The following is a 23,870-nucleotide window of genomic DNA, read 5'->3' on the forward strand; positions in this document are numbered from 1 at the left end:
CGCATTTCAGGCAGCGGGCGTCGGGTCGACGGAAAATCGACGTGTCGTCGGGATAGCGGGGCCGGGACGATGCGCGGATAATGACGGGCTTGTTCGTCTCATGCTGCGGCTTAATACGACCGCACAATTCCCCATGTCCCAAACGATTGCCATTCTGACCGGCGCATCCCGTGGTCTCGGCGCGGCGCTCGCGCGCGGTCTGCTCGCCCCCGGCACCCATTTCGTGACGCTGGCCCGTCGCACGGACGACGACCTTGCGGCGCTGGCCAGCGCGCAAGGCGCGACGCTTGAACAAGTGGCCGTCGATCTGGCCGATGCCAATGCCGCAGCGCAGGTCGCCGAGCGCATCTTCGCGGCACTACCGCGCGATGCCTCGCGATACCTGCTGATCAATAATGCGGGCACGGTCAATCCGGTCGCGAATGCCGCGGCCCTCACGGACCCGGCGGCCATTGGCGCGGCCTTCGCCCTGAACGTCACCGCCGTCATGCTGCTCACGGCGCGCTTTCTCGCCGCTACGCAGGGACTCGCGGCCAAGCGACAGATCGTGAACATTTCGTCGGGTGCAGGCCGCAATCCGACCGCCGGCTGGTCGGTCTACTGCGCCACCAAGGCCGCACTGGACATGTACACACGGGTGGTCAACGCGGAGCATCGCGAGCACGGCGTTCAGGCCGTATCGCTCGCGCCCGGTGTGGTCGATACCGGCATGCAAGAGACGATTCGCGGTAGCAGCGTGGAGAGTTTTCCGGCGCTGGCGCGTTTTCAGGACCTCAAGGCCAGCGGCAAGCTGTCGTCGCCGGATGCGGTGGCGCAGCGCATTCTGGCGCTGACCGAGCGCGACGATTTCGGTCAGACCGAAATCGACGACATCCGCCACTACGCCTGATCCGACCCGACAGTCGTACACGCCTGCTGTCGCGGCTCGGCTGGCAAGCACGGAAGAAAGCACCGGGCGGCGTTTCGCCGGCCGGTGCCATCCCTTCGCCGAAGACGTCGGCGCGTCGTGCGGCCTACTGCTCGGTACTGGTGATGAAGACGCTGCCGTTGCGCTCCGGTGCGTACAGAATCAGCGTTGGCGCATGAATGTCGAAGGCACGTTCACACGCCTCCCCAAATGAATCGAACTGCACGGCCCAAGCACCGTTACGCACATAGCAGTGCGTGATGGTGTCGGTGCGCCGATCGAATTCCTGACCGAGAAACACACCCTGCGTGTAACACCAGACGACAAACCCGTGAAAGTCGGCCTGCTCTGGTGCCCGAAACACGCGCCAGCGAGCATCATCGCGCGCCGCCTGACGCGCCGTCGCGCCCGCTGCCCAACGCTCGAAGCCGTCGTGTCGTTTGCGTTGCTCCATGTCGTCGTACCCCCTTTTGGGTGAACCGCCCTTCGGGTGCCGAGATTCGACATCCCCGGGACGCGTTTCCATAGTCGGAATTTGTTCCAGGCATTTCTATCAGGCAATTCCGAAAGACGGCAGGGAATTTCTCCAAAGGGGAACGCGGCGGACGTCGTCAATCGTAGTGAATCGCCAGCCAGACGGTGGTTTCGCCCGGTGTCGTCCAGGCGACACGATGCTGGCGATGCGCGGCAATCGCGACGGCGTCGCCGGGCTTCAGTACGAGTGTCTGGCCGGGCGTGTCGGCGAAGGCCAAGCCCGCACCGCCCGTGAGCAGCACGACCCATTCGTGCTGCGCCTGGTCGTACCAGAAGCCTGGGGGAGACGCCTGTCCGGTCGAGACGATGCGCTCGACACGCATCCCGGGGTGCGCAAGCAGCGTAGTGAACTGCTCGGCTGCGGCCGGGTCCGGAGGCGACGGCAGGCCGGCAAATAGATTCGTATCGGGTAGCAGGGGCGTATTCATCGGTGCCGAGCGTTCTTTCGTCTGCGGGGGATAGAAAGCATACACGCGGCCCCGAGCTCAGTCGTCCAGCGTCTCGTGCACGGCGGCGTCGCCGCGTCGCCAGTAGGCGGCCGCCTTCACCCATTTCGGGTTGAGCCCGCGCGCGTCGACGAGATGGCGACGCACGGCCTTCGCCACGCCGGCCTCGGCCGCGACCCAGGCATGCACATCCCCAGCGGGTAGCGTGGCCACGCAGAGCGCGTCGATCAGCGCGGTGCTTTGACCGGCCGGCGTGCCTTCGCGATAGAGCCATTCGACCACGACGTCGGCATCGCTGGCGAAGCGCAGGCGGTCGGCCGGACTGTCGATTTCCGCGAAGACGAACGCCAGCGCGCCGGCCGGCAATTCGGCCAGACGCCGCGAGATCGCGGGCAGCGCCGTGTCGTCGCCGATCAAGACATAGCCGTCAAAGGTCGTGGGAATGACGAGCGAGCCGCGTGGACCGCCCACACCGATGCTGTCACCCGGTTGAGCCGAGCGCGCCCACTGCGTGGCGGGGCCGGAGTCGTGCATCGCAAAATCGATCACCAGGGTTTGCGACGCCGCGTCGTACCGGCGCGGCGTGTAATCGCGCATCAGTCGTGGTGCGTCGCCGGGCGCGGGCTTGGCGACCCCTTGCGCGCCGGGCTGCGGGAGCACCAGTTCGCCGGTCGCCGGGTCGGGGAAGAACAGTTTGACGTGGTCGTCGAAGCCGGGGCTGGTGAAGCCTTCGAGATCGTCGCCACCCAGGGTCACGCGCAGCATGTGCGGCGTGAGCTGTTCGACGTGACGGACTTCCAGCCGACGCAGGCGAAGTTCGTGGCGCACGCGTTGCGGTGTGCGATCGGGGATGACGGGCGGTGCTGCGTTATCTCTCATCAAAGTCGCTCCAGTTGTTGCGCCGCCGCGTCGAGAATGGCGGCGAATGCGTTGGCCTGCTCGGTCGAGAGCGGCTCGCCGCCCAGGCGCAGATGCACGGCGTATTTGAAGTTGTGCAGCGCGCGCATGACCTGCGGCGGCATGTCTTCCGAACGCTCACGGCGCGTCGTCAGCCGTGCGAGCAGTTCCGTGACCGCGACCTCGTTTTCCGCCAGATAGGCGCGGCCGGCATCGGTGATTTCGTAAGACTTCCGTTGGCTGTCGCCCGTGTTCTCCTGCACACGGAGATAGCCCATTTCTTCGAGCAGCGTGAGCGTCGGGTAGACCACACCCGCGCTCGGGCTGTACGTGCCGTTCACACTCTCCTCGATGGCTTTGATGAGTTCGTAACCGTGGCGGGGTTGCTGCGCGATCAGGTGCAGCAGCACGAGCCGCAAGCCCCCATGACCGAAGAGGCGGCCACCGCCACGTCCGCCCCTGCCGCCGCGCTCGCCGCGCCCTTCGTCGCCGCGTCCGAAGCGGGCGTCACCGTATCCCTCGCCACTGCCGCGCCGTCCATGGCGCCCACCGCGCCGGTCGTCGCCAACCTCCATGTTGTCCAGGTCCAGCGGGCCTCGGCCCATGAAATCGCCACGTGATCCACGCATGATGCGACTCCTTATCGATGTAGTTAAGACGTGTTTACGATATATCTAAATTACATCGAAAGAAAAGCTATTTTTGTGAAGATCACGTCGGAAGGGCGGGGGATGACCGTGGGGCGGGGACGGCAGGGAATTACGGAGTATTACGGGAGGGCTTCGCGAGGTGCGGAGATTGGATCGAAATGTGCATTTCGATAGGTTGGCGCCGTGCCGGAGTCGGCACGGGCGCGGTCGGACAATTGCTGGGGAACCAAGCGCCCCAGCGCGCTCAGCGCCGGGGGCGGCGGTGCTTATGGCATGTGCGGCAGATCGGTGCCGAGCCACTTGCGATAACGCTTGTTCAGCTCGCCGTTGGCTGTATTGCGCGTGACGAAGTCGTTGATCGCCGCGAGCAGTTCCGGCTGATTGGGACGCAAGGCGATGCCCATCGCCTGCTGCAGCAAATTGAACTTCGGCTCGAACTGGCCCGGTGCTCGCTGACGAATCGCGTTCGCGACCGTCACCGAGCAACCGATGGCATCGACCTGCCCGGTGAGCAGCGCCTGCATCGCGGACGCGTCATCGTCGAATCGACGGATCTCGGTGCCTTCGGGCGCCGTCTTCGTAACGGCCATGTCCTGGGTACTCGCCCGCGCGACGCTCACTCGCAAGCCCTTCAGATCGGCGGCGGACTTGATGGGCGCGCCGGTCTTGCCGAGCAGCACAATGGTCGCGGCGGCGTAGGGTTTGGAGAACTGCACCTGCTTGGCGCGCTCCGGGGTGATGGCGAGCGACGCGACCAGCACATCGACCTTGCCGCTGAGCAGATAGGGAATCCGGTTCGGTCCCGTCACCGGCATGATGTTGACCTTGACCCCCAGATCCTTCGCCAGCAGTTTTGCCACGTCGGCGTCGTAGCCGTCAGGCTGCATCTGCGCGTTCGTCGTGCCGTACGGCGGAAAGTCGATGAGCATGCCGACGTTGAGCGTGCCCTTCTTCCTGATGTCGGCCACAGTTTGCGCGTGGGCAGGCGTGGAAAACAGCGTCAGGGTGCTCGTGAGCAGGCCGCCCAGGGTGCCGCCGAGCGATCCGACGAAACCGGCCGGCATGGCCGCCACGCCGAGCGCGGTGAGAAAGCCGCGACGCGAGCGAAGGTCGGGGGTGACGGGAACGTTTGGCCGGCTGGCCGGATGCGTAAAGGAATGGGAATGCCGAACTTGCGCAGGGTGACGCGATAACTTGCGAGTCATGCTGGGTCTCCTGAGGCTGCGAAGGCGTTACCAGAATGCTGAGGTCGGGTGCGAGGCGAACGTCTCGCGGCCGTCTGACGGTTAACCCGAGCGATGGTAGCGGGCGGTACAAGACGCGTCCACTCCGCACAAACCCCAGCGAAAACCCTGAGTCCCGCACGAGCGGCGCCGTGTCGAGACAGTGATGAGGACGACGAAATCAGTGTCTCGGCGTGCACGAGACAGGAAGATGAAGACGAAAAAAACGGTGCCGAAATTCGGCACCGTGTTCAGGCACTGCTTGCCCGGTCCTGGCAAATCACATTGCCGTGGATGCCACGGCGGCGTGAGCGCTGGACTTACTGGGCGGCGTCCTTGACCTTCTTCAGCGGGCGAACCTTCACGCGCACCGACGCCGGCTTGGCGGGGAACCAGCGCTCTTGGCCCGTGAACGGGTCCTTGCCGAAACGCTTCGCCTTGGCGGCGATTTGTTGCGACGTGACCTTGAACAGGCCGTGCAGCGTGAATTCGCCAACACCCTTCTTGTGCAGCGAGCTGACGATGGTGTTCTCGAGCGCGGCCAGCACTGCCTTGACTTCCTTCACGGCGACTGCCGATTGCTCGGCGAGGTGGGCTGCGAGCTGGGTCTTGTTGAGTGCGTCCTTGATCGGCGACACCTTCCCGTTGGCGGCTGCCTTCGGAGCGGCCTTCACGGCTGCCTTCGGGGCGGCCTTCGGTGCTGCCTTTTTCGCTACCGGCGCCTTCTTCGCTGCCGGGGCTTTCTTTGCCACAGGGGCCTTCTTTGCTGCTGCTTTCTTTGCCGTTGCCATATCGATCCAATCGATGAGAATAAGAAAGTGCCGTCGTAGAACGGCCACCCGAATGATACGTATTGCTGCGCCGACGATTCTACCTAAGAAATCGCGTTGTGCGAGCCGTGCGCGAATTATGTTGCGTGCCTGCCGCACAAGGCTGAGCGGGGAAGCGCGCCGCATTTCGCTTCGTTTCATCGGGAACGTGGCGATCCGTCCTCGTGTTGGAGAATTTGCCTCTCGAATTTCGTGCGGCCTTCAGCACTTTTTTTGCGCGATTTTGGTGCGCATGCCTCGCGCCGCCGTCGACGTCGATGGCCCGCAAAGCCTTAAAAACGCTGCATTTCGCAGGTTTCGCAGCGACCGTCGCCGTTGCACCAGGCATCGGTCAGCGTGGTGCCATTCGCGCCGAACGTGATGTCGTGCTTCGCGCCGTAGCTGCCGGCGAGTTGCAGACGGTCGCCCGACAGTGTGCCCTGCACCGTGGTGTGAACGTTGGGCTCGACGTCGTCGACACTGCCCGTGACCTGCGCGCCATTGAGCGCGAGCGCCATCAGACGCGTCATCGGCGAGCCCCAAGGCTTCCACCACGGCGGCGCATTCGTGCACAGACCGCGCCAGTGCCCGGACGGATTCACCACGAGCAAGGGGCGGCTGCGCCCGGTTGCGCCGCTGTGCCCGACGGCATCGGCGGCGTGTAGACGGTCGTGGAGGTCGTGGTGTCAGTCGTAGCGGTAGTCGCAGTCGAGGCGGCAGTGGTCACTGTGCCAGCGCTGCCGGCGGGCGCCGCGCTGTACGTGCCGGGGGCGCCGTCGACACGGGCCATACCGGGAGACAGGCCGTCGTTCGGCACCGGTGCCGATGCCGCCGCGCACACATGACACGACAGGTGCGACACGCTGTTGCGCGTCAGCGCACGCGTGGCGTAGAGGCGCTGGCCGCCTGCGGCGCCGTCGGGCAGCACCGTGACGTACGGCGTGTCGTCTAGCCGGTAATCGACCTTGGCGCACGACGGGGCGTCCGTTTGCAGCATGACGTCGGCGGAGAAGGCGCCGTTGACCGCACGTATCGGAATCACCGACACGGAGGCCGAACAGTCGGCGACGACCTGGGCACAGTCACACGCGGCGGCCGGCGCACGCGATGCGCCGCCGGACTGCGCGTATCCCTGGCCGGCGAGGCCGAATATGCCCGCGACGAGCCACGCCGTCGCGATGCTCATGGAAGCCAAACCCCGCATGATGTTTCTCCGAATGTGGCGGCAATCGTTATGCCGCGGATAGTCGATCAAAAGTTGTCGGCTGACAAGTGTCGAAAGTCGCGAAACGTAGGGGGACTCGGGGACGCGAAGCCGCATCACATGCCATCCCGGTGTCGCGCAATTATGAGATTTCGCCCGTGTCCCGACATCGAGAACGCGTTCTAGACTGCTAATGCCCGGCCCCCGCTCTCAACGAGAACACCGCTCGTTGTCCACTGGAGACATGCATGGTTGTCGATCGCACGAATGCCCCTGGTCTGCCTGATATTCCCTCGCCCAACGAATTCCCCACCGCCCCCATGCCTTCCGCGAATCGCGTGCTGGCCATGCTCGCGACGCTCTTCTTCGCCATGGGGCTCATTACGTCGCTGAACGACATTCTGGTGCCTCACTTCAAGGCCGCGTTCGACCTGACCTTTCGCGACGCGGCCCTGATTCAATCGAGTTTCTTCGCCGCGTATTTCGTCGTGTCGTACCCGGCGGGGCAATACACCGCACGCGTCGGTTACCGTCGCGCGCTGGCCAGTTCGTTGTGGTTGGCCGGCGTCGGCTGCGCGCTGTTCTTCCCTGCCGCCGCACTCATGTCCTATCCCTGCTTTCTCGCCGCGCTTTTTGTGTTGGCGAGTGGTATCACGCTGCTGCAAGTCGCGGTGAACGCCTACGTCGAGACGTTGGGCACGCGCGGGGCGGCGGCGAGCCGGCTCACGTTGGTGCAGGCGTTCAATTCGCTGGGCACCACCGTCGGACCGCCGCTCGCCGCGCTCTGGATCCTCGCGCCGCAGGCGCAGTCCGCAACCGGCCACGCCGTAGACAGCGTGCGCGGCCCCTATGGCCTGCTGGCGGCGGTGCTGGCCATCGGCGGCGGGGTGCTCTGGCGGCTGACGCCGCCGGAACACCGTGCGCGCCGCGTGTCGCCACCGAGCGTGCTCGGCAACGTGCGCAGTCTGTTGTCACACCGTCCCTTGCGTTACGGCATCGTGGCGCTGTTTCTTTATGTTGGCGCGGAAGTCAGTATCGGCAGTTTCCTGATCGCCTATCTGACACAAGCGGGCACGGGCATCGTCGACCATGCGCAGGCAAGCCGGTATCTGGCGCTGTATTGGGGTGGAGCGATGGCGGGGCGATTCGTGGGCGCGTGGCTGTTGCGCAAGGTGTCGCCCGGGCGGCTGCTGAGTCTTTGCGCGATCTACAACGTGGTGCTGATTCTCGCGTCGCTCGCGCTGCCAGCGTCGTTGGCGATGGCGGCGCTGCTGGCGTGCGGCCTCGGCAACGCCATCATGTTTCCGACGATCTTCTCGCTGTCGGTGGGCGGACTGGGGGCGCGTGTAAGCGAGGGGGGCGGGCTGATCTGCATGGCAATCGTCGGCGGGGCCGTATTGCCCTATCTGCAGGGGGCGCTGGCCGATGGTGTGGGGATCGCGCTGTCGTTCCTCGTGCCTGCGCTGGCGTACGGCTACATCGCGGGGTTCGGGGCATGGTGCACACGCACCGCGCCCGAATCTGCTGCCGGCGATCACGATGAGGCGGCGCTCGGGCCGGTGAACGCGAGCGGCCGGTCAACGTCCGACGATCAACCCGGCTTGCCGAACGTATAACGACCGAAGAAGAACAGCACGTTGCCGTTGCCCTTGCCGCCGGGCACATAGGTGGTCGAGACCGAGGCGCGCCCCACGCCGATTTCGGCGAGGGGCAGCGCGCCGGGGAAAGGCACGCCGCCGAGCGTGTCCGAGCGCGACATCAGAAAGACCGTATAGCCGAGCCCGAAACGCACGGGCCCGGCGTTGGCGATGTTCCAGATGCGGCCGTAGCCGGCCATCGGCGACCAGTCGTTATGCGAGTCCTTGAACGCCATGGCGTACAGCATTCGCGACCCCTTATTGCCGTCGGACAACACACGTCCGTAGCCGAGTCCCCACGGGTTTTCGTTGTACTGGGCGATCTTTTCGCTCGTGTAGGCGAAGCGCAGGTGATGGGTATGCAGCGGTACGTAGAGATCGCTCGCACCTTGCGTGGCAACGTCGCGCACTTCATCGACGATGGCGCCGGTCCACGTCGAGATGCCACTCGGGGCGTCGTCGGCATGGGCTGCCAGCGGTGACAACAACGTCAACGCCGCACCCAGCGCGACAAACGTGTGGCGGCCAGACGAGAGAGAAATTCTTGAGGGCGAGGCAGGCGGTGCGAGTCGAATCGATGGCGCGAGCCGCCCGGTGCGTCGGGGGTTCGTATTCATGGTTGAGCTTGTCGTTTTGCAAGAAACGTGTCGATCACGGTCGTCGGCATGGTGCCGGCAAACGGCACGCCGCGAACTTGGGACGTCGCCCCGACGCGCTTCGTGACCGGCATTCCAATCTTCCTAGACCTCGTCGCCGTTGCAAAAGTTCGAATGGCCGATTTTTCGCGTAACGGCCCAAGCCCGAAGCACGGGCTGATCGAACCTGTCGCTCGCCGAAGAAGTCGTTTCGCGTCAATGACCTATCGTGGATATCGACGTGTTATTCACCGGGTTGTGAACATTTTCTGTGGATAACATCTCGCCGCGTGCGCCCGCGTGGGCCATGCGAAATTGGGGTATCGCAAGACGCTCGACGGCGCGCAGCAAATGCGCGCCACCTTTTTTCTCTGTCCGATCAAGGACTTGAGAAAGCTATCCGCGAGTTGTCCACTGGCTTGCAAACAAATTCTGTGGATAACGAACTTCCGCGAAACCCGCGCCAGACGGCGTTTTTCTACCCGTGGCTCAACTTTCGCGCGCCCCCATTCTTCCCTGTCGAATCAGCCACTTGCCCTGCTTTTCCGCAAGTTATCAACGGGCTTGTGAACAAAAAATGTGGATAAGCTCGTGTTTTATCAATCTCAATATATGGGATCAATATTTACATATTGACATTTCGAGTGTCGCGCAATTACGATGCGGCTCATATCAGTGGACGGATACGTTCAGGAGACGAAAGTGACGGAACGACGCAAACAGAAAGTGGCGATCATCGGCTCGGGCAACATCGGCACCGACCTGATGATCAAGGTGATGCGCAACAGCGAACATCTGGAAATGGGCGCGATGGTCGGTATCGATCCGGCCTCGGATGGCCTGGCGCGTGCGCAGCGCCTCGGCGTGCCGGTCACCGCGGAAGGTATCGACGGCCTGCTGGCGATGCCCGGTTTCGAGGACATTCGCATCGCATTCGACGCGACCTCGGCCAAGGCGCATGCGCATCACAACGCGCTGCTGCAAGCGCGTGGCGTGCAGGTGATCGATCTGACGCCGGCCGCCATTGGCCCGTACGTGATTCCGTCGATCAACCTCGACGCGCATCTGGACGCGCGAAACATCAACATGGTGACGTGCGGCGGTCAGGCGACCATCCCCATGGTCGCGGCCATCTCGCAGGTGGCGAAGGTGCATTACGCGGAGATCGTCGCGTCGATTTCGAGCAAGTCGGCGGGGCCGGGCACGCGCGCCAACATCGACGAGTTCACGGAAACGACGTCGAAAGCGATTGAAGTGCTGGGCGGGGCTTCGCGCGGCAAGGCGATCATCGTGCTCAACCCGGCGGAGCCGCCCCTCATCATGCGTGACACGGTGTTCGTGCTGTCCGAGCCGGGGGATCAGGCCGCCATTGCCGCAAGCATTCAGGCGATGGTCGACAAGGTACATGCCTACGTGCCGGGCTATCGTCTCAAGCAAAAAGTGCAGTTCGAGTTGTTCGACGCATCGCGCCCGCTCAACGTGCCGGGCTTGGGCAAGCTCACCGGCCTGAAGACCTCGGTCTTTCTCGAAGTGGAAGGGGCCGCGCACTATCTGCCGGCGTATGCAGGCAACCTCGACATCATGACCAGCGCCGCGCTGGCCTGCGCCGACCGTATCGCCGCCACTCGCCTGGCGCTCGCGGCCTGACGGTCGCACGCGCTCTCAGGAGACACACCTCATCATGACGCAGAAAAAGCTTTATATCTCCGACGTGACGCTGCGCGACGGCAGCCACGCAATTCGACACCAGTACCGCATTGCCGATGTGAAAGCGATTGCCGCCGCGCTCGACGCCGCGCATGTCGACTCCATCGAAGTCGCGCACGGCGATGGACTGGCCGGCTCCAGCTTCAATTACGGTTTCGGCGCCCATACTGATCTCGAATGGATTGCCGCCGTGGCCGAGACGGTCACGCACGCCAAGGTCGCCACCTTGTTGTTGCCGGGCGTGGGCACCGTGCACGATCTGCGCGAAGCCTACGACGCAGGGGCGCGTGTGGTGCGTATCGCAACGCACTGCACCGAGGCCGACGTCTCGCGCCAACACATTGCCTACGCGCGCGAGCTGGGCATGGACACGGTCGGCTTTCTGATGATGAGCCACATGACCACGCCGCAGCATCTCGCCGAGCAGGCCAAGTTGATGGAGTCGTATGGCGCGACGTGTATTTATGTGGTGGATTCGGGCGGCGCGCTGGGTATGAACGACGTGCGCGAGCGCTTTCGCGCCTTCAAGGACGTGCTCAAGCCCGAGACGCTCACCGGCATGCACGCGCACCACAACCTGAGCCTCGGCGTGGCGAACTCCATCGTTGCGGTGGAGGAGGGCTGCGATCGCATCGACGCGAGTCTGGCGGGCATGGGCGCGGGCGCGGGCAACGCGCCGCTGGAAGTGTTTATCGCCGCGGCGTCGCGTTTGGGTTGGCACCACGGCTGCGATCTGTACACGTTGATGGACGCCGCCGACGACCTCGTTCGCCCGTTGCAGGATCGCGCGGTGCGCGTGGATCGCGAGACGCTGGCGCTCGGCTACGCCGGCGTGTATTCGAGCTTCCTGCGTCACGCGGAAGCCGCTGCCGCGCGCTACGACCTCAAGACCGTCGACATACTGGTCGAGCTGGGGCAGCGTCGCATGGTGGGCGGTCAGGAGGACATGATCGTCGACGTGGCGCTCGATCTGCTCAAGCGACGCGCGGCGTAGCGCCCGGACGCGCATCGCCCCAGGGATCTCCCAGGGAGCCGCGTCTCCCACGCCTTAACGCCAACGGCCCTTGCACGCAAGGGCCGTTTTTTTATCGACGAGAATCTCGGTCGACGAGCCTTAGCCCCCGTGACCGGACCAGCCGAGCTGGTGACTGATTTGCGCGGCGGCGTGCTTCACGCGCGGCACGAGTTCCTGCATGCGCTCGCGGCTCATGTACTTGGTCGTGCTCGAGACGCTGATGGCGGCCACGATATGCTGGCTTGCGTCATACACCGGCGCGGCCACACAGCGAATTTGCGGCGTGTCGTCTTCCAGATCGAAGGCGTAACCGAGACGGGCGTAGTCGTGCATGCGGGCGAGCCACGCCTTCGTATCGATCGACGTTGACGGCGCTTGCGACTGATAGTGAGCAAGTTGTGCCTTCCAAGCCGCTTCGTCCTGATCGAGCAACAGCGCCTTGCCCACGCCGGTCACGCAGATCGCCTTGCGTCCGCCAATGCGCGAGCTGATCTCCACGGCGCGTTGTCCCGGCAGTTTGTCGAGGTACATCACTTCCCAGCCGTCGGCGACGGCCAGATGCACGGTGTCCTGCGTCTCGCTCGCGAGCGATTCGAGCGTGGGGCGTGCGACGCGTGGCAAGTCGATTTGTCGGTAGGCAAGAAACCCAAGTTCGATGAGCTTGTTGCCCAGCCGGTAGCCGCGACGCGGCTCAAAACGCAGATACCCCGCGTGCACGAGCGCCGAGGCGATCCGGTGTGTGGTCGACGTTGTGATGCCGGTATGTGCCGAGAGTGCCGGCACGGTGTCGATGCCGGCGGCGACGGCTTCCACGATATCGAGGCCGCGGAAGAGCGTCTGGCTGGCGAGCGTGCGCGGACGCTCGGCCTCGGGAGGCTTCGGCTTCGCCATCAGGCCCCCCGAGCGCCAGCAGGCGCTCGTAGACGTAGCACTTGAGCGCGACGTAATGCGACGGATCGAGCACGGGCAATTCGACGCCGTGCAAATGACTGCCGTCGTCGCCTTGTTGCACGCTGCGGATCGTGCCACTGGCTTCGATGGGCATGTCGATGTCTCCGACACGCACGCGGAACGCGAGTTGCATGCTGTCGCCGGGCGCGCCGAGCGGCGCGTCGGCCAGCAGCGAGACCCCTTCGGCGCTGACGTCTTGCAGCAGGGCAAGGTGGCGCGCCTCACCCGCACCGACCGATACGACCAGCCTGGCGGGCACGCGCTGCGAACGGCGCAGCACCTTGCGGCGGATCTGCGCCGGCGCGGAGAGCACGGCGTAATCGAACGGCAGCCGCTTCACACGCTCCACCGTACAGACGAAGTGGTAAATGTCTTCGCCGGAGAATGTCCAGAGTTCGAGCCGTTCGCCGGCGTGTAGGGTCAGCGGCGCGACGCGGCCCGTCGGGGCGGTGATGAACAGCATCTGATTCGGCGCGTATCCGATCACACGCGTGCGCACCCGCTGCGACCCGGCGCCCGGCGGCAATTGGATCTGCAGCCAGTCGCCGGGGCGCAGATTCAGGTCGGTGAGCGCGTACTGCGGTTGCGTCGCGCCGGCGGCGGCAGAGCTCGCATTGTCGGGAGCCGCCGCCGTGGGCGCGGTAACGTCGGATGGGGCGAGGTCGTCTCCACCGAGGTTGGCGACCCGGTGCGGGGCGAACGACGCGAACAGCCAGTCGCGGCCCGCCTGCGTGGGGACGATATCGCCCGCGGCAAGCAGGGGTTCCCCATTGCGATCAACGATGGCCCAGGGCAGGGCGTCGCCCAGGGGGATCTCGTGGGGCGCGAGCGGGACAAGGGGAAGCGCATGGAGGGGCGCGGCAGACGTCTGAGATGAGGTATCGACCATTGGGGCAGGGGGCGCGCGGCGGGCGCGCTCGCGTTCGTGCGTTGAAATGTCGTGGATCGTTAGCTGGCCGGCATGGTATCGGCCCACCGGCTTCGCGGCAATCGTAGCGAAGGGGGACTCGCCGGATTGCGCGAGCGACCGCTGACGTCAGGTGTCCGAAAGTCTACCCCGGCGCATTGGCACTTGGCGAGAGGGGAGTTGTACTCTGCCCTGTGCAAGCTGCGTAAGTGGGCACTCGCTGGGGGATGGTTGCGACGCGGCACTGACGGGGTTCAACGGCTGGATTCGGGATGGGCGCGCGTGCTCGCTCCATGGGGCACGGCATGCGTCGTGCCATCTCCCTATAGTTGACGGTTTGCCGGCGCGCCCGGCGGCGACCAGGTGGGGGGGAGCGATGTGGTACCAGCAGTGTGCAGGCGCAAGCGGTTGGGGAGGGGCCTGGGGCCCGGCGCCGGCCGTTGGGCGGTCGGGACGGCCGGAGGCGACGATGCCGCGCCGCGCAGCGCAAACCGATATTGGCGCCCGTCTGGCGCAGACGGCCAACACGGCGAGCGATGCGCGCAGCGATGGGGGCGTGCTGTCACGTCGCGTCGATCCTGCGCTTGCGCAGGCCTTTGCCAAGGCGTGGGCGGGATTGTGGGTGACGACCGGGCCATGCCAGCACTTCTATCGCAAGGAGTTCGATCTTGCGCACGCGCGCGACGCGCGTCTGGCGCGCAACGTCGCGCAGGTCGAGGCGATGTTGGCGCCCACTCACGACGAGGGCGTGCATTACGGCACCGCTAACGCGAGTCGCCCGGCTACCGCTACCGTCAACGTCGACGCCAACGCCAACGCATCCGCCACGCCCACTGCTATCAAGGTCGATGTCGACCCGATGTGTCGCGACATTGCGCGATGGATCGACACGGTGGCCGCGACCGGCGATCGCGGTTGGCATTTTCGTGCGACGCGCGATGCCCTGTCGCTCATGGGCAACCTGTCGCTGCTCGCGATCATTGCCGCGTGCTTTTACCAGGAGGAGGGCGCGCCAGGGGACGACGGGACGCCGGGCGCCGGTCGCGGCGCCTCGATCGCCAACACCCCGTTTGGGGTGCCGTGGGCCGACTGGACGCTGCTGGCGTTCGAGGGCGCGAAGGGCGTCGTGACGCAGTCGCTCGGGTCGCCGACGCTGATTCGTCACCATGCCGTCGACGAAGTGCTCAAGCGCATGGACGCGGGATGCCGGCTGCTGGAAGCGTGCGTGGTACCGCCTGCGCCATCCCATGACGCGCCGTCGTCGTGGCGCGGCACGCTGAGCACGCTTACACGTGCGCGCGACGTCGCCACGCTCTTCACATTCGCCAACACGGCCGTGCCGCCCGCGCGGCTGGGTCTTTGGATGCCGTCCTGGTTCGCGAGCGAGCCGAGCCCGTCTAGCGGGACCGATGGTTATCGAGGCATCTTGCGCGTGGCCGGGCTCATGCTCGATTCCTGTCGCGCGGTGACGAGTCTGCTCGGCACCTGGGCGCGCAATGCGGTTTTCACGCTCGATGCGCAGGACTTGACGCGCCGATGGGAAGCGCTTTGCGAGCGGCTCGCGACGGTATCGGCCGACGATCAGGCGACAGTCCTCGATCGCGTCGATCGTGTGACGCAGCTCTCCGCGCATTGCGACACGCCGCTGCTGGCGGCCATCGCGTCGAGCGAGGCTTTACGTGAGCGCTTACTGGCGTGCGGCGAATCGTTGACGGCGAACGACATTGCCGCCGCTTGTGTCGCGTTCGACGTACAGTGCCACGCGTCGTGCGTTGATGGCCACCGCTATCTGAGCCTGAATCCGGCCGAGAGTCCGTGGGGATATCGATGGAAGGGGGATGCGTGGCAATGTGGGGGCACGACGCCAGTCCGAACGTCGTATCGGTTGCTGCTCCTGTATCAGCACTGGAGCGCGGCGTTACTGGAACGCGTAGTGTCGTCGTGCGGTACGCCGGCGGCGCAAGCGACCGAGGCGTCGCCGAATGATCGACCCACTGTCCCGCCGGGCGTTACACGCACGCGCTCGGGCGTAGCGCATGTCGATATCGAGTCGACGTGGGTGTGAGGGGATGGCGTACCGACGCACGCTGAGCCGTCATGACGGCGGCTTGGCGTTCGTTGATCGTGCGTGCGCGGCCATGGAAATGAATTGGCCGCCGGCCAGCGGCGGCCCGCAGGGGACTCGCAACGGGCGGCGGCCTAGGTTCTGGCGCCCCTGCGTTCCTGCGCTTACTTGATGAAACTCAGTTGTTCACTGATTTTCGCGAGAATCGGCGCTTTCTTCTCGTTGAACGTCACCTTGTTTTGCTGGATCAGGTTGTTGCCCTTTGTGTCGATCGACACGATGAGCGGCCCGAACACCTTCACGCGGTTGATCCACAACGTCTCCGGCATGCCCAGGTCCTGCCATTGCGCGCCTTCGATTTCCTCGACCAATGTTGCTGCCAGCACCGCGCAGCCGCCAGGGAAAATGGCGTGAATGGCCTTGTGTTCCTGGCAGCCGGCGGCCGTCTCCGGTCCCATGCCGCCCTTGCCGACGATCAGCTTCACGCCGGTCTTGCGGATGAATTCGCGCTCGAACTTCTCCATGCGCATGCTCGTGGTCGGGCCGATGGACACCATCTCGAAGCCGCCGTCGTCCTTCTTGCGCACGATGGGTCCCGCGTGGAAAATCGCGCCGCCTTCGAGGTTGACGGGCAACTCGCGTCCCTGTTCGATCAAGCGACGGTGCGCCACGTCACGACACGTGACGAGACGCCCGGTCAGGTACACCACGTCGCCGACGTTGAGGTCTTCCAGGTCTTCATCCTTGATCGGGGTCGTCAGGATCTTCTTCACAGCACCACTCCTTCGTGGGAAAGCACTTCGTAGGACAGGTCGGCGTTAAAGCGAATCTTGCCGCGACGGTGGGCCCAGCAACCGGTGTTGATCGCCACGCCGATGGTGGACGGATGGCGCGCCGACGATTCGATGTTCACGCCCATCACGCTGTGGTTGCCGGTCAACCCCTGCGGGCCGATGCCGACTTCGTTCAGGCCCTGTTCGAGCAGTTGTTCCATCAGCGCGGCGCGCGGGTTGTCGCTCTTCGAATCGACCGGACGCAGAATCGCCAGCTTGGAGAGCCGCGCCGCCGTCTCGACCGAGGTCGACACGCCCACGCCAACGAGCAGCGGCGGGCAGGCGTTCACGCCACGCTCGGTGATGACGTCCATGACGAACTCCGCCACGCCCTCGTAGCCTTGGCCCGGCATCAGCACCTTGGCGGCACCCGGCAGGGTGCAGCCGCCACCGGCCATATACACGTCGATCGTGCAGGTGTCCTGTTGCGGCACGATGCGCCAGTCGAGCCACGGAATCTGCGTGCCGGTGTTGGTGCCGGTGTTGTGCTCGTCGAAGGTTTCAACCGCGTTGTGGCGCAGCGGTCCGATGCGCGTGGCGGTTTCGGTCGCCTCGCGCAGAATCTCTTCCAGTTCGCCCAACAGCGGGAAATTGGCGCCGGCCTCGATGAAATACTGGATCACGCCGGTGTCCTGGCAGCTTGGACGATCGAGCTTGTCCGCGGCTTCCTGGTTACCCGCCATCGAGTCGTACACCGACTTGGCGAGCGGGTTGGTTTCCAGCGTTCGCAAATCGGCCAGCTTTGCCTTGACGTCCTTGGGCAATCGCTTGCCAATGTAGGCCGTGAATTTGGCCATGGTGTCCGTCAGGGACTGAATGGATGCTTCCTTGTCCATGGGGTGCTCCTTGAAAAATGGTTCGGTGGCGTGCTCGGTGCACTCAATGCGCGACGGCACCGTTTGCTGTGGATGCCGGCTTGCGGGTGCGGGCCAGCACGAGCGTCAGTGCGGCGGAGAGCACGAGCAGGCCGGCGACGAAATACAGTCCGCCCTCGAAACTGCCGGTCTTGTCCTTGATCCAGCCGATCATGGCCGGGCCGACGAAGCCGCCGAGGTTGCCGATGGAGTTGATGGTGGCGATGCCCGTCGCGGCGGCCGTGCCCGACAGGAACGTCGTCGGCATGCTCCACAGCGGCGGCTTGGCGCAACTGATGCCGATGTTCACGAGCGCGAGTGCGGCAATGAGACCGACGATGCTGGTGGCGCCCGTGGCCACGACCAGTCCCACGGCGGCCGCCAGGCAAGCGATCACGACGTGCCAGGCGCGCTCACCGGTGCGGTCCGAATGACGCGACCAGACGATCATCGCGACGACCGAGAGAAGCGGGGGGATGGCGTTGAGCAAGCCGACCGTCATCGACGAGACGCCGAGTTGCTTGATGATCTGCGGTGCCCAGATGCCCAGCGTGTAGAGCCCTGCCGAGGTGCCGAAGTAGATCAGGGAGAGCGCCAGCACACGCGGATTGGCCAAGCCGCTCAGGAGGCCGTGCGCCGCATGTCCCGCCTTGCCGGCGGCTTCCGCGCGCATCGTGTCGACCAACCAGGTGCGCTCGTCGTCCTTGAGCCACTTGGCCTGCTCCGGCTTGTCGGTCATGTAGAAGAAGACGACCACGCCCAATACCAGCGCCGGCACGGCTTCGAGAACGAACATCCACTGCCAGCCGGCCAGACCCGCCAGGCCATGCATTTGCAGAAGCGCGGCTGAGATGGGCGAGCCGATCGCGGTCGACAGCGGGGCAGCGGCCATGAACAGCGCCGTCACACCGGCACGGTGCCGCGCGGGAAACCAGTAGCTCAGGTAAAGAATGATGCCGGGGAAAAATCCGGCTTCCGCCGCGCCGAGCAGGAAGCGCACGATGTAGAAGCTGGTCGTCCCCTGAACGAAGGCCATGGCCGCGGAGATGATCCCCCACGTCACCATGACGCGCGCAATCCAGAGGCGGGCACCGACCTTGTGCAGAACGATGTTGGAGGGCACTTCGAACATGAAGTAGCCCCAGAAGAAAATGCCTGCGCCGAAGCCGAGCGCCGAGGCGCTGAAACCCAGATCCTTCTTCATGGTCAGCGCCGCGAAGCCGATATTGACCCGGTCGATGTAGGCGATGAAATACAGCAGCACGATGAAGGGAACGATGCGCCAGGTGATGCGGCGCAGCGTGCGTTTTTCCAGCTCGTTATCCATGGGGTGTCTCCTGTTGTTCCGACACGCAGCCGGGTCTGGCTGCATGGGTGTTGTCTGCCATCTGATGTGGCATGCCGGCCGACCTCGATGCACGTGTCCGAATCGGGCGTTCGCGACACGAGGCTGGCTGGTAACGGAGATTAATGCTTGGGATAAATAGTTGAATCGATGTAAAGTTAATTCATTGTTGCAAAAAAATTATGAATGAACGCGGATACCGAACTCCAATTCTTTTGTACGCTGGTCCGGCAGGGCAGTCTTGCGGCGACGGCACGCGAGCTGAACCTCACGCCGCCGGCCGTGTCGCGGCGGTTGTCGAATCTGGAGGATCGTCTTGGCGTGCGGCTGCTCAACCGGACGACGCGCCGCATCAGCCTGACCAGCGAGGGGGAGGTGTACTTCGCCCACGCGCAGCGCATCCTGAGCGATATCGACGACATGGAGCGCCTGGTATCGAGCAGCCGGGCGGCGCCGAAAGGGACGCTCCGGGTCAATGCGCCTTTGGGGTTCGGGCGCTCGTATGTCGGCCCGGCCATCTCGTCGTTCACGCTGGCGTATCCCGATGTGGAAGTGCAACTACACCTCACGGACCGGCCCGTCGGGCTCCCCGACGACGGCATCGATATCGCGATCCGATTCGGGGAGATGCCGGACTCCCGGCTCACGGCGCGCAGGATTGCCGCGAACCGGCGCATGCTCGTGGCCTCGCCGGGCTATTTGCGCGCGGCGGGCGAGCCGGCGTATCCGCATGACTTGACGCAGCACGAGTGCATCGTGCTGCGTCAGAACGACGGGGCTTACGGCAATTGGCGGCTCAGCCGGGGCGGGAATACCGAGACGATCAAGGTGCACGGCAAGCTGAGCACCAACGACGGGGAGGTCGCCCTGAACTGGGCGCTGGACGGGCGCGGCATCCTGATGCGCGCCCAGTGGGATGTGGCGAAGTATTTGCGCACCGGTCGACTGGCGCACGTGCTAACCGAGTACGAGACGCCGCCGGCCGACATCTACGCGGTGTATCCGGAGCGCCTGAACCTCTCGGCGAAGGTCACTTGCTTCGTCGACCATCTGCGCGACTATCTTGGCCAGCATGCCGACGGGCCGTCGCCGGTCGGTGCGAAATGGTAGGGCGTCGGTCGTCCGGGGGGGGCGTGTCGGCGCGTCGAGCGCGTCGCGTGTCAATCCGGCGTCGCGACCTCAAAATCCAGCAAGGCTGAACTCATCGATTTGCCGTGGGCGTCCAGCGCGAGCGAGCGCGTCACGCCGCCCCCGAGCGCCTTGCCCAGGACGAAATTGAACGCGCCCAGGCAAGGCAGTTCGTAACGCACGACATCGCCAAGCACGACGTCCCCCAGAAACGCCTTCACCCGCTCTGCCGTGACTTCGGCGCGCAAGTGCTCGTAATGCTTTGCGTCGTAGCAGATGAGCGAGACGTTGAGCGTGTTGCCCTTGTCGCCCGTGCGCGAATGCGCGAGTTCACGCAGCTTCATCTCAGATCTCCACGAAGGTAAAGGATGGCTTGACGTGCTCACGTGGCAACAGCACCGACTGGACCGCGAGCACCTCGCGTACGGACTTGGTCACGCCACCACCGCCGGCGGGACCGTTGGTGTACAACGTCTCGACTTCGTTGCCAATGCGTAATGCCTGCTCGGCGGATGACATACGTCCCGCCACGCGCACACGGACTTCATACGGCTCGGCGTGGCGCGCGCCCGCCGTTTCTCCGTGCAGCGAATTCATGCCGATCAGATCGCAGCGCAATTCGTTCGTCTGCACGCCCGTCAATGCCAGTCGTTCGCGAACGATATCGAGCGCTAGCCTCGCCCGTGCCACGGCGCCCGGGCCCCCGTAAGAGATCTGCCCTTCGCCAATGAATCCGTCGACGTAGCCGACGGAAACTTTGAGCGTGTCCGTGCGGGGGGTGCCGCGTCCGCCCGTCACCTGGATCCGGTCGGAGGCTTCTTCCGCCACGCGCACTTGCGAAAAGTCGGCCACGACGTCGGGCTGAAGATATCGCCGGGGATCATGAATCTCGTAAAGCAACTGCTCCTTGCATGTGGCTTGTGTCACGCGTCCCCGGCGTCGGGCAGCTTGGTGATGACGACCGATCCGTCGGGCGCGACTTCGCCAATCGGGAACCCGAGCGTCGCGAGGTTGGGCACGTCCTTGTAGCCCGGATCGGCGAAGTAGCCGCCGGTGATCTGTCCCGCGCACTCCAGCAGATGCCCGACGACGGTGGCCTGTCCCAGCGTTTCCCAATCGTCCATGCGCCATCCGAACTCGTGGATCAGCGGCGCGACGAACAACGAAGGGTCGGCCACCCGACCCGTCAACACGATTTGCGCGCCCGCCGCCAGGGCATCGACGATGCCGGCCGCGCCCATATACGCATTGGCCGACACGATACGATTCCCGTAAGACGCCACGCGCTCGCCCGTTTCTTCGAAGTGGGCGTCGCCTTGCAGCACGACGTCGAGCACGTCGTCGCCGGTGACGGCGGCGATCTTCACGTCGCCGAGCCCCAGTGCGCGAGCGATCTCCGCTGTCTTTCGTGCCGCCGCGAGCGGGTTGGCCGCGCCCATGTTCGAGATGATCCGCACGCCATTGCGCAGCGCTGCCGGCAGTACGGCGGTCATGCGTGCTTCCAGCAACGGGTCGTAGCCCGATTGCGGGTCTCGGCGACGTGCCTGTTGCGCGATCCCAATCGTGCGCTCGGCCAGGCATTCGAAGACGAGATAGTCGAGCGCACCTCGCTGCGCGAGTTCAACGGCAGGCTCGATGCGGTCGCCCGAGTATCCGGCGCCTGCGCCGATCCGGATTCGTCGCGAAGACGGGGTGGGTTGCGTGCCGTTCATGCGGGTCGGGTCCGTTCAGTAAGGCTTAAAGCGTGAAGATGCCGAGTGCGACACACGCGATCGTCATGACGATGGATGCGCCGAACAGCAGCGGAAACGTGAACTTCTGATGGTCGGCCAGATCGATGCCGCACAGGCCGACGACCAGGAAGGTGGCGGGCGTGAGGGGGCTGACCGGGAATCCTGTCGTCATCTGGCCCAGCAGGGCGGCTTGCCCGACGTGCACGGCCGGCACGCCCAGTTGTCCGGCGACCTCGGCAATGACAGGCAGTACGCCGAAGTAAAACGAGTCGGGGTCGAAGAGCATGCTCAGCGGCATCGACAGCAGACCGAGCGCGACCGGAATGTGGCCCGCCATGTCCGGCGGCACGAAGCCGACGGCCGCTTGCGCCATCGCCTTGAGCATGCCGCTGCCTTGCATCACCCCGGTGAAGACGCCCGCGGCGAGCAAAATGCCGGCCATCATCAACGCCGCGCGTGCGTGTGCGTCGATGCGTTTGCGTTGCATGTCGACGTCCGGGTAATTCACCATCAATGCGACGCACAGGCCCACCATGAACATGATCGCGGGCGGCAGCTTCTCGCCCATCACGACCATCGTGCCGAGCACGACCAGGGTAAGGATGATGTTGAACCAGAAGAGCTTCGGACGGCGCAGCGCCTGTTGCTCCGGCGAGAGTTCGCGTCTGGGCATCGGGATCGAACCGCTCGCGGCGGTGAGACCGAGCCGCTTCTCTTCCCGGCGGCCGAGCCAGTAGGCCATGCCGAATACGAAGACCAGCCCGATGGCTTGCACCGGAATCAGCGGATTGAACAGGCTCGACACCGGCAGGCGGAGCGACGCCGACGCTCGAATCATCGGCCCGGTCCACGGCAGGAAGTTGATGCCCGCGGCCATCGACACGGCGGCTGCCAGCACGCGGCGGTCCATGCCCAGACGGTCGTAAAGCGGGAGCATGGCCGGAATCGTCACGAGGAAGCACACGGCGCCGGAGCCGTCCAAGTGGATCAGCAGGGCCAGCAGCGTCGTGCCCATGACGATGCGCGTGGGTCGGGTGCCGACGGCTTTCAGGATGCGATCAATGATCGGATCGAGCGTGCCGGCGTCGGTGATGGTGCCGAAGTAGAGAATCGCAAAGACGAACATGCCGACGACCGGTGCGAGGCTCTTGAGACCGTCGATGACGAACTTGCTGGTATGAAAGCCGAACCCGCCGATCAACGACGCCACGATCGGCACGATGATGAGCGCCACGAGCGGCGACATGCGTTTCGAAAGTATCGCGCCGAGCAGCACGACGATGGTAGCCAGCCCCAGTAATGGCAGCATGTGCTTGTCTCCCATGTTGTTTTTTGATGCGATCGAGCGTAAGTTCGAGGCGTTGATAAATCAATTGAAATGATTTGATCGCAGCAATCAAAAAACATAATGGATTTGAATCTACGAGACATTCGGGCGTTTATCGCGGTGGCGCAGACGGGCAGCTTCACGCGCGCGGCGTCCCGACTGCATTTGTCACAGCCGGCATTGACTGTGCAGATTCGGCGGCTGGAGGAGACGGTCGGCGTGCGGCTGTTCGATCGCAACAGCCGCAATGTTGCGCTGACGCCGACGGGGCGCGAGCTACTGCCGTTGTTGCAGAAGTCGTTGCATGACATGGAGCATGTGCTGATCGATGCGCGTGCGCTCGGCGATGGGTCGAGCGGCACGGTGCGCATTGCCTGCCTGCCGACGTTTGCGGCGAGTGTGCTGCCGGAGTTGATCCAGCAGGTGAAGGCAGCGGTGCCGCGCGCCGGTTTTCACGTGAGAGATGCGGTGGCGGGCGTGGTCGAGACACTGGTGCGTCACGAAGAGGTCGATATCGGCCTGACGGGCGGCGAGTTGAGCGACGCGGAGGTCGACGTGCTGTACGCGGGCGCCGATCAACTGGTGGCGGTGCTGCCTGCGGGGCATGCGCTTGGGCGACGCAAACGCGTATCGCTGACGGATCTCGCCAGCGTGCCACTGGTGCTGACGGCGCCAGGCACCAGTGTGCGGGCGGTGGTGGACGGCGCGTTCGCGAGCGGCGGCTGCACGCCGGAAATTGCCTGCGAGCCGACGTATATGATGACGGCCGTCGCCATGGTCCGCGCGGGACTCGGGGTGACGATCCTGCCGGCGTCGGCCCGGGAAGTGCGGGCGGAACCGGAATTGCGGGTTCGCCCGATCGATCACGACGCGTTCGTGCGGCCCATCGCGTTGATCAAGAAGCGCGGGAGGACATTGCCTCCCGTCACGCAAACGTTTGTGGCGATGTTGCTGGAGAGGTTGGCGACGGGGTAAGCCGAAGGGGTAAGGGGCGAGAGGCCGGAGACCGATCCCGGCGCTCAGGCGGCCTTCGAGCAATATTGACGTCCAAGCCTCGCGATCG

The 23,870-nt window shown here is 64.8% G+C and carries 23 protein-coding genes and 1 pseudogene; 7 read left to right on the forward strand and 17 right to left on the reverse strand.

The features are described from left to right. The first annotated feature begins 133 nt into the window (after positions 1-133). Positions 134-889 (forward strand): SDR family oxidoreductase, encoded by a 756-nt coding sequence (locus DRB87_RS06695; protein WP_130025331.1) that lies wholly within the window; start codon positions 134-136, stop codon positions 887-889. Positions 890-1,013: 124 nt separating this feature from the next. On the opposite strand, the gene DRB87_RS06700 is transcribed toward DRB87_RS06695, so the two are convergent. The 8 genes from DRB87_RS06700 to DRB87_RS06735 form a co-directional block, all read right to left on the reverse strand. After that, complete coding sequence (locus tag DRB87_RS06700) at positions 1,014-1,361, reverse strand: hypothetical protein (protein ID WP_130025332.1); 348 nt, start codon at positions 1,359-1,361, stop codon at positions 1,014-1,016. Between the two features lie 157 nt (positions 1,362-1,518). After that, positions 1,519-1,869 carry a cupin gene (locus DRB87_RS06705; protein ID WP_130025333.1) on the reverse strand — a complete coding sequence of 117 codons (351 nt, stop codon included), beginning with the start codon at positions 1,867-1,869 and terminating at the stop codon, positions 1,519-1,521. 57 nt (positions 1,870-1,926) lie between these two features. Beyond that, positions 1,927-2,766, reverse strand: a complete 840-nt coding sequence (locus DRB87_RS06710) for a siderophore-interacting protein (RefSeq protein ID WP_130025334.1) — start codon at positions 2,764-2,766, stop codon at positions 1,927-1,929. Continuing rightward, entirely contained in the window at positions 2,766-3,413 is a 648-nt protein-coding gene (locus tag DRB87_RS06715) for a PadR family transcriptional regulator (RefSeq protein WP_130025335.1), read from the reverse strand. The genes DRB87_RS06710 and DRB87_RS06715 overlap by 1 nt, the downstream gene beginning before the upstream one ends. A gap of 287 nt (positions 3,414-3,700) precedes the next feature. Next, positions 3,701-4,498, reverse strand: a complete 798-nt coding sequence (locus DRB87_RS06720; RefSeq protein WP_130027766.1) for a transporter substrate-binding domain-containing protein — start codon at positions 4,496-4,498, stop codon at positions 3,701-3,703. Between the two features lie 479 nt (positions 4,499-4,977). Then, positions 4,978-5,448 (reverse strand): HU family DNA-binding protein, encoded by a 471-nt coding sequence (locus DRB87_RS06725; RefSeq protein ID WP_017233739.1) that lies wholly within the window; start codon positions 5,446-5,448, stop codon positions 4,978-4,980. A gap of 311 nt (positions 5,449-5,759) precedes the next feature. Further along, on the reverse strand, positions 5,760-6,077 hold the full coding sequence (locus DRB87_RS06730) for a hypothetical protein (protein ID WP_130025336.1): 318 nt from the start codon (positions 6,075-6,077) through the stop codon (positions 5,760-5,762). Beyond that, a complete protein-coding gene (locus DRB87_RS06735; RefSeq protein ID WP_130025337.1) occupies positions 6,065-6,670 on the reverse strand; it encodes a hypothetical protein in 606 nt (201 codons plus the stop codon). The genes DRB87_RS06730 and DRB87_RS06735 overlap by 13 nt, the downstream gene beginning before the upstream one ends. 248 nt (positions 6,671-6,918) lie before the next feature. On the opposite strand from DRB87_RS06735, the gene DRB87_RS06740 reads away from it, so the two are divergent. Continuing rightward, a complete protein-coding gene (locus DRB87_RS06740) occupies positions 6,919-8,286 on the forward strand; it encodes a sugar MFS transporter (protein WP_206100074.1) in 1,368 nt (455 codons plus the stop codon). Here the strand turns inward: DRB87_RS06740 and pagP are convergent. Beyond that, complete coding sequence (gene pagP, locus DRB87_RS06745) at positions 8,262-8,924, reverse strand: lipid IV(A) palmitoyltransferase PagP (RefSeq protein WP_130025338.1); 663 nt, start codon at positions 8,922-8,924, stop codon at positions 8,262-8,264. The two genes, DRB87_RS06740 and pagP, sit on opposite strands and share 25 nt — an antisense overlap. Before the next feature lie 678 nt (positions 8,925-9,602). Here pagP and DRB87_RS06750 point away from each other — a divergent pair. Then, positions 9,603-10,589, forward strand: a complete 987-nt coding sequence (locus DRB87_RS06750) for an acetaldehyde dehydrogenase (acetylating) (RefSeq protein WP_165385249.1) — start codon at positions 9,603-9,605, stop codon at positions 10,587-10,589. Between the two features lie 34 nt (positions 10,590-10,623). Then, positions 10,624-11,643 (forward strand): 4-hydroxy-2-oxovalerate aldolase, encoded by a 1,020-nt coding sequence (gene dmpG, locus DRB87_RS06755; protein WP_130025340.1) that lies wholly within the window; start codon positions 10,624-10,626, stop codon positions 11,641-11,643. A gap of 120 nt (positions 11,644-11,763) precedes the next feature. On the opposite strand, the gene DRB87_RS06760 is transcribed toward dmpG, so the two are convergent. Further along, positions 11,764-12,447 carry an IclR family transcriptional regulator gene (locus DRB87_RS06760; RefSeq protein ID WP_240756285.1) on the reverse strand — a complete coding sequence of 228 codons (684 nt, stop codon included), beginning with the start codon at positions 12,445-12,447 and terminating at the stop codon, positions 11,764-11,766. Continuing rightward, complete coding sequence (locus DRB87_RS06765; protein ID WP_130025342.1) at positions 12,356-13,504, reverse strand: flagellar brake protein; 1,149 nt, start codon at positions 13,502-13,504, stop codon at positions 12,356-12,358. Before DRB87_RS06765 ends, DRB87_RS06760 begins: the two co-directional genes overlap by 92 nt. 487 nt (positions 13,505-13,991) lie before the next feature. Between DRB87_RS06765 and DRB87_RS06770 the strand changes: the two genes are divergently transcribed. Further along, the gene (locus tag DRB87_RS06770; protein WP_130025343.1) at positions 13,992-15,587 is read left to right on the forward strand and encodes a hypothetical protein; all 1,596 of its coding nucleotides are present in this window, start codon (positions 13,992-13,994) and stop codon (positions 15,585-15,587) included. A gap of 164 nt (positions 15,588-15,751) precedes the next feature. On the opposite strand, the gene ttdB is transcribed toward DRB87_RS06770, so the two are convergent. The 3 genes from ttdB to DRB87_RS06785 are packed head-to-tail and all read right to left on the reverse strand — an operon-like array spanning position 15,752 to position 18,601. Continuing rightward, positions 15,752-16,360, reverse strand: coding sequence for a L(+)-tartrate dehydratase subunit beta (ttdB, locus tag DRB87_RS06775; protein WP_130025344.1), 609 nt, complete (start codon positions 16,358-16,360; stop codon positions 15,752-15,754). Continuing rightward, on the reverse strand, positions 16,357-17,256 hold the full coding sequence (ttdA, locus tag DRB87_RS06780; RefSeq protein WP_130025345.1) for a L(+)-tartrate dehydratase subunit alpha: 900 nt from the start codon (positions 17,254-17,256) through the stop codon (positions 16,357-16,359). The genes ttdB and ttdA overlap by 4 nt, the downstream gene beginning before the upstream one ends. Positions 17,257-17,299: 43 nt before the next feature. Continuing rightward, positions 17,300-18,601 carry an MFS transporter gene (locus tag DRB87_RS06785; protein ID WP_130025346.1) on the reverse strand — a complete coding sequence of 434 codons (1,302 nt, stop codon included), beginning with the start codon at positions 18,599-18,601 and terminating at the stop codon, positions 17,300-17,302. A gap of 204 nt (positions 18,602-18,805) precedes the next feature. On the opposite strand from DRB87_RS06785, the gene DRB87_RS06790 reads away from it, so the two are divergent. Further along, positions 18,806-19,729: a LysR family transcriptional regulator gene (locus DRB87_RS06790; RefSeq protein WP_130025347.1), complete on the forward strand. Its 924-nt coding sequence runs from the start codon at positions 18,806-18,808 to the stop codon at positions 19,727-19,729. Positions 19,730-19,779: 50 nt separating this feature from the next. Here the strand turns inward: DRB87_RS06790 and DRB87_RS06795 are convergent, their stop codons facing one another. The 3 genes and pseudogenes from DRB87_RS06795 to DRB87_RS06805 all read right to left on the reverse strand — a co-directional run bounded on the left by DRB87_RS06795 (position 19,780) and on the right by DRB87_RS06805 (position 22,789). Continuing rightward, positions 19,780-20,091: a hypothetical protein gene (locus DRB87_RS06795; protein WP_130025348.1), complete on the reverse strand. Its 312-nt coding sequence runs from the start codon at positions 20,089-20,091 to the stop codon at positions 19,780-19,782. Between the two features lies 1 nt (position 20,092). Next, positions 20,093-21,459: pseudogene (locus tag DRB87_RS06800) on the reverse strand (acyclic terpene utilization AtuA family protein). Between the two features lie 25 nt (positions 21,460-21,484). Next, positions 21,485-22,789 (reverse strand): CitMHS family transporter, encoded by a 1,305-nt coding sequence (locus DRB87_RS06805; protein WP_130025349.1) that lies wholly within the window; start codon positions 22,787-22,789, stop codon positions 21,485-21,487. 99 nt (positions 22,790-22,888) lie between these two features. On the opposite strand from DRB87_RS06805, the gene DRB87_RS06810 reads away from it, so the two are divergent. Continuing rightward, the gene (locus tag DRB87_RS06810; RefSeq protein ID WP_130025350.1) at positions 22,889-23,782 is read left to right on the forward strand and encodes a LysR family transcriptional regulator; all 894 of its coding nucleotides are present in this window, start codon (positions 22,889-22,891) and stop codon (positions 23,780-23,782) included. The last annotated feature ends 88 nt before the right edge of the window (positions 23,783-23,870 follow it).

This window comes from Pandoraea sp. XY-2 (genome assembly GCF_004193915.1).
Classification (GTDB): domain Bacteria; phylum Pseudomonadota; class Gammaproteobacteria; order Burkholderiales; family Burkholderiaceae; genus Pandoraea; species Pandoraea cepalis.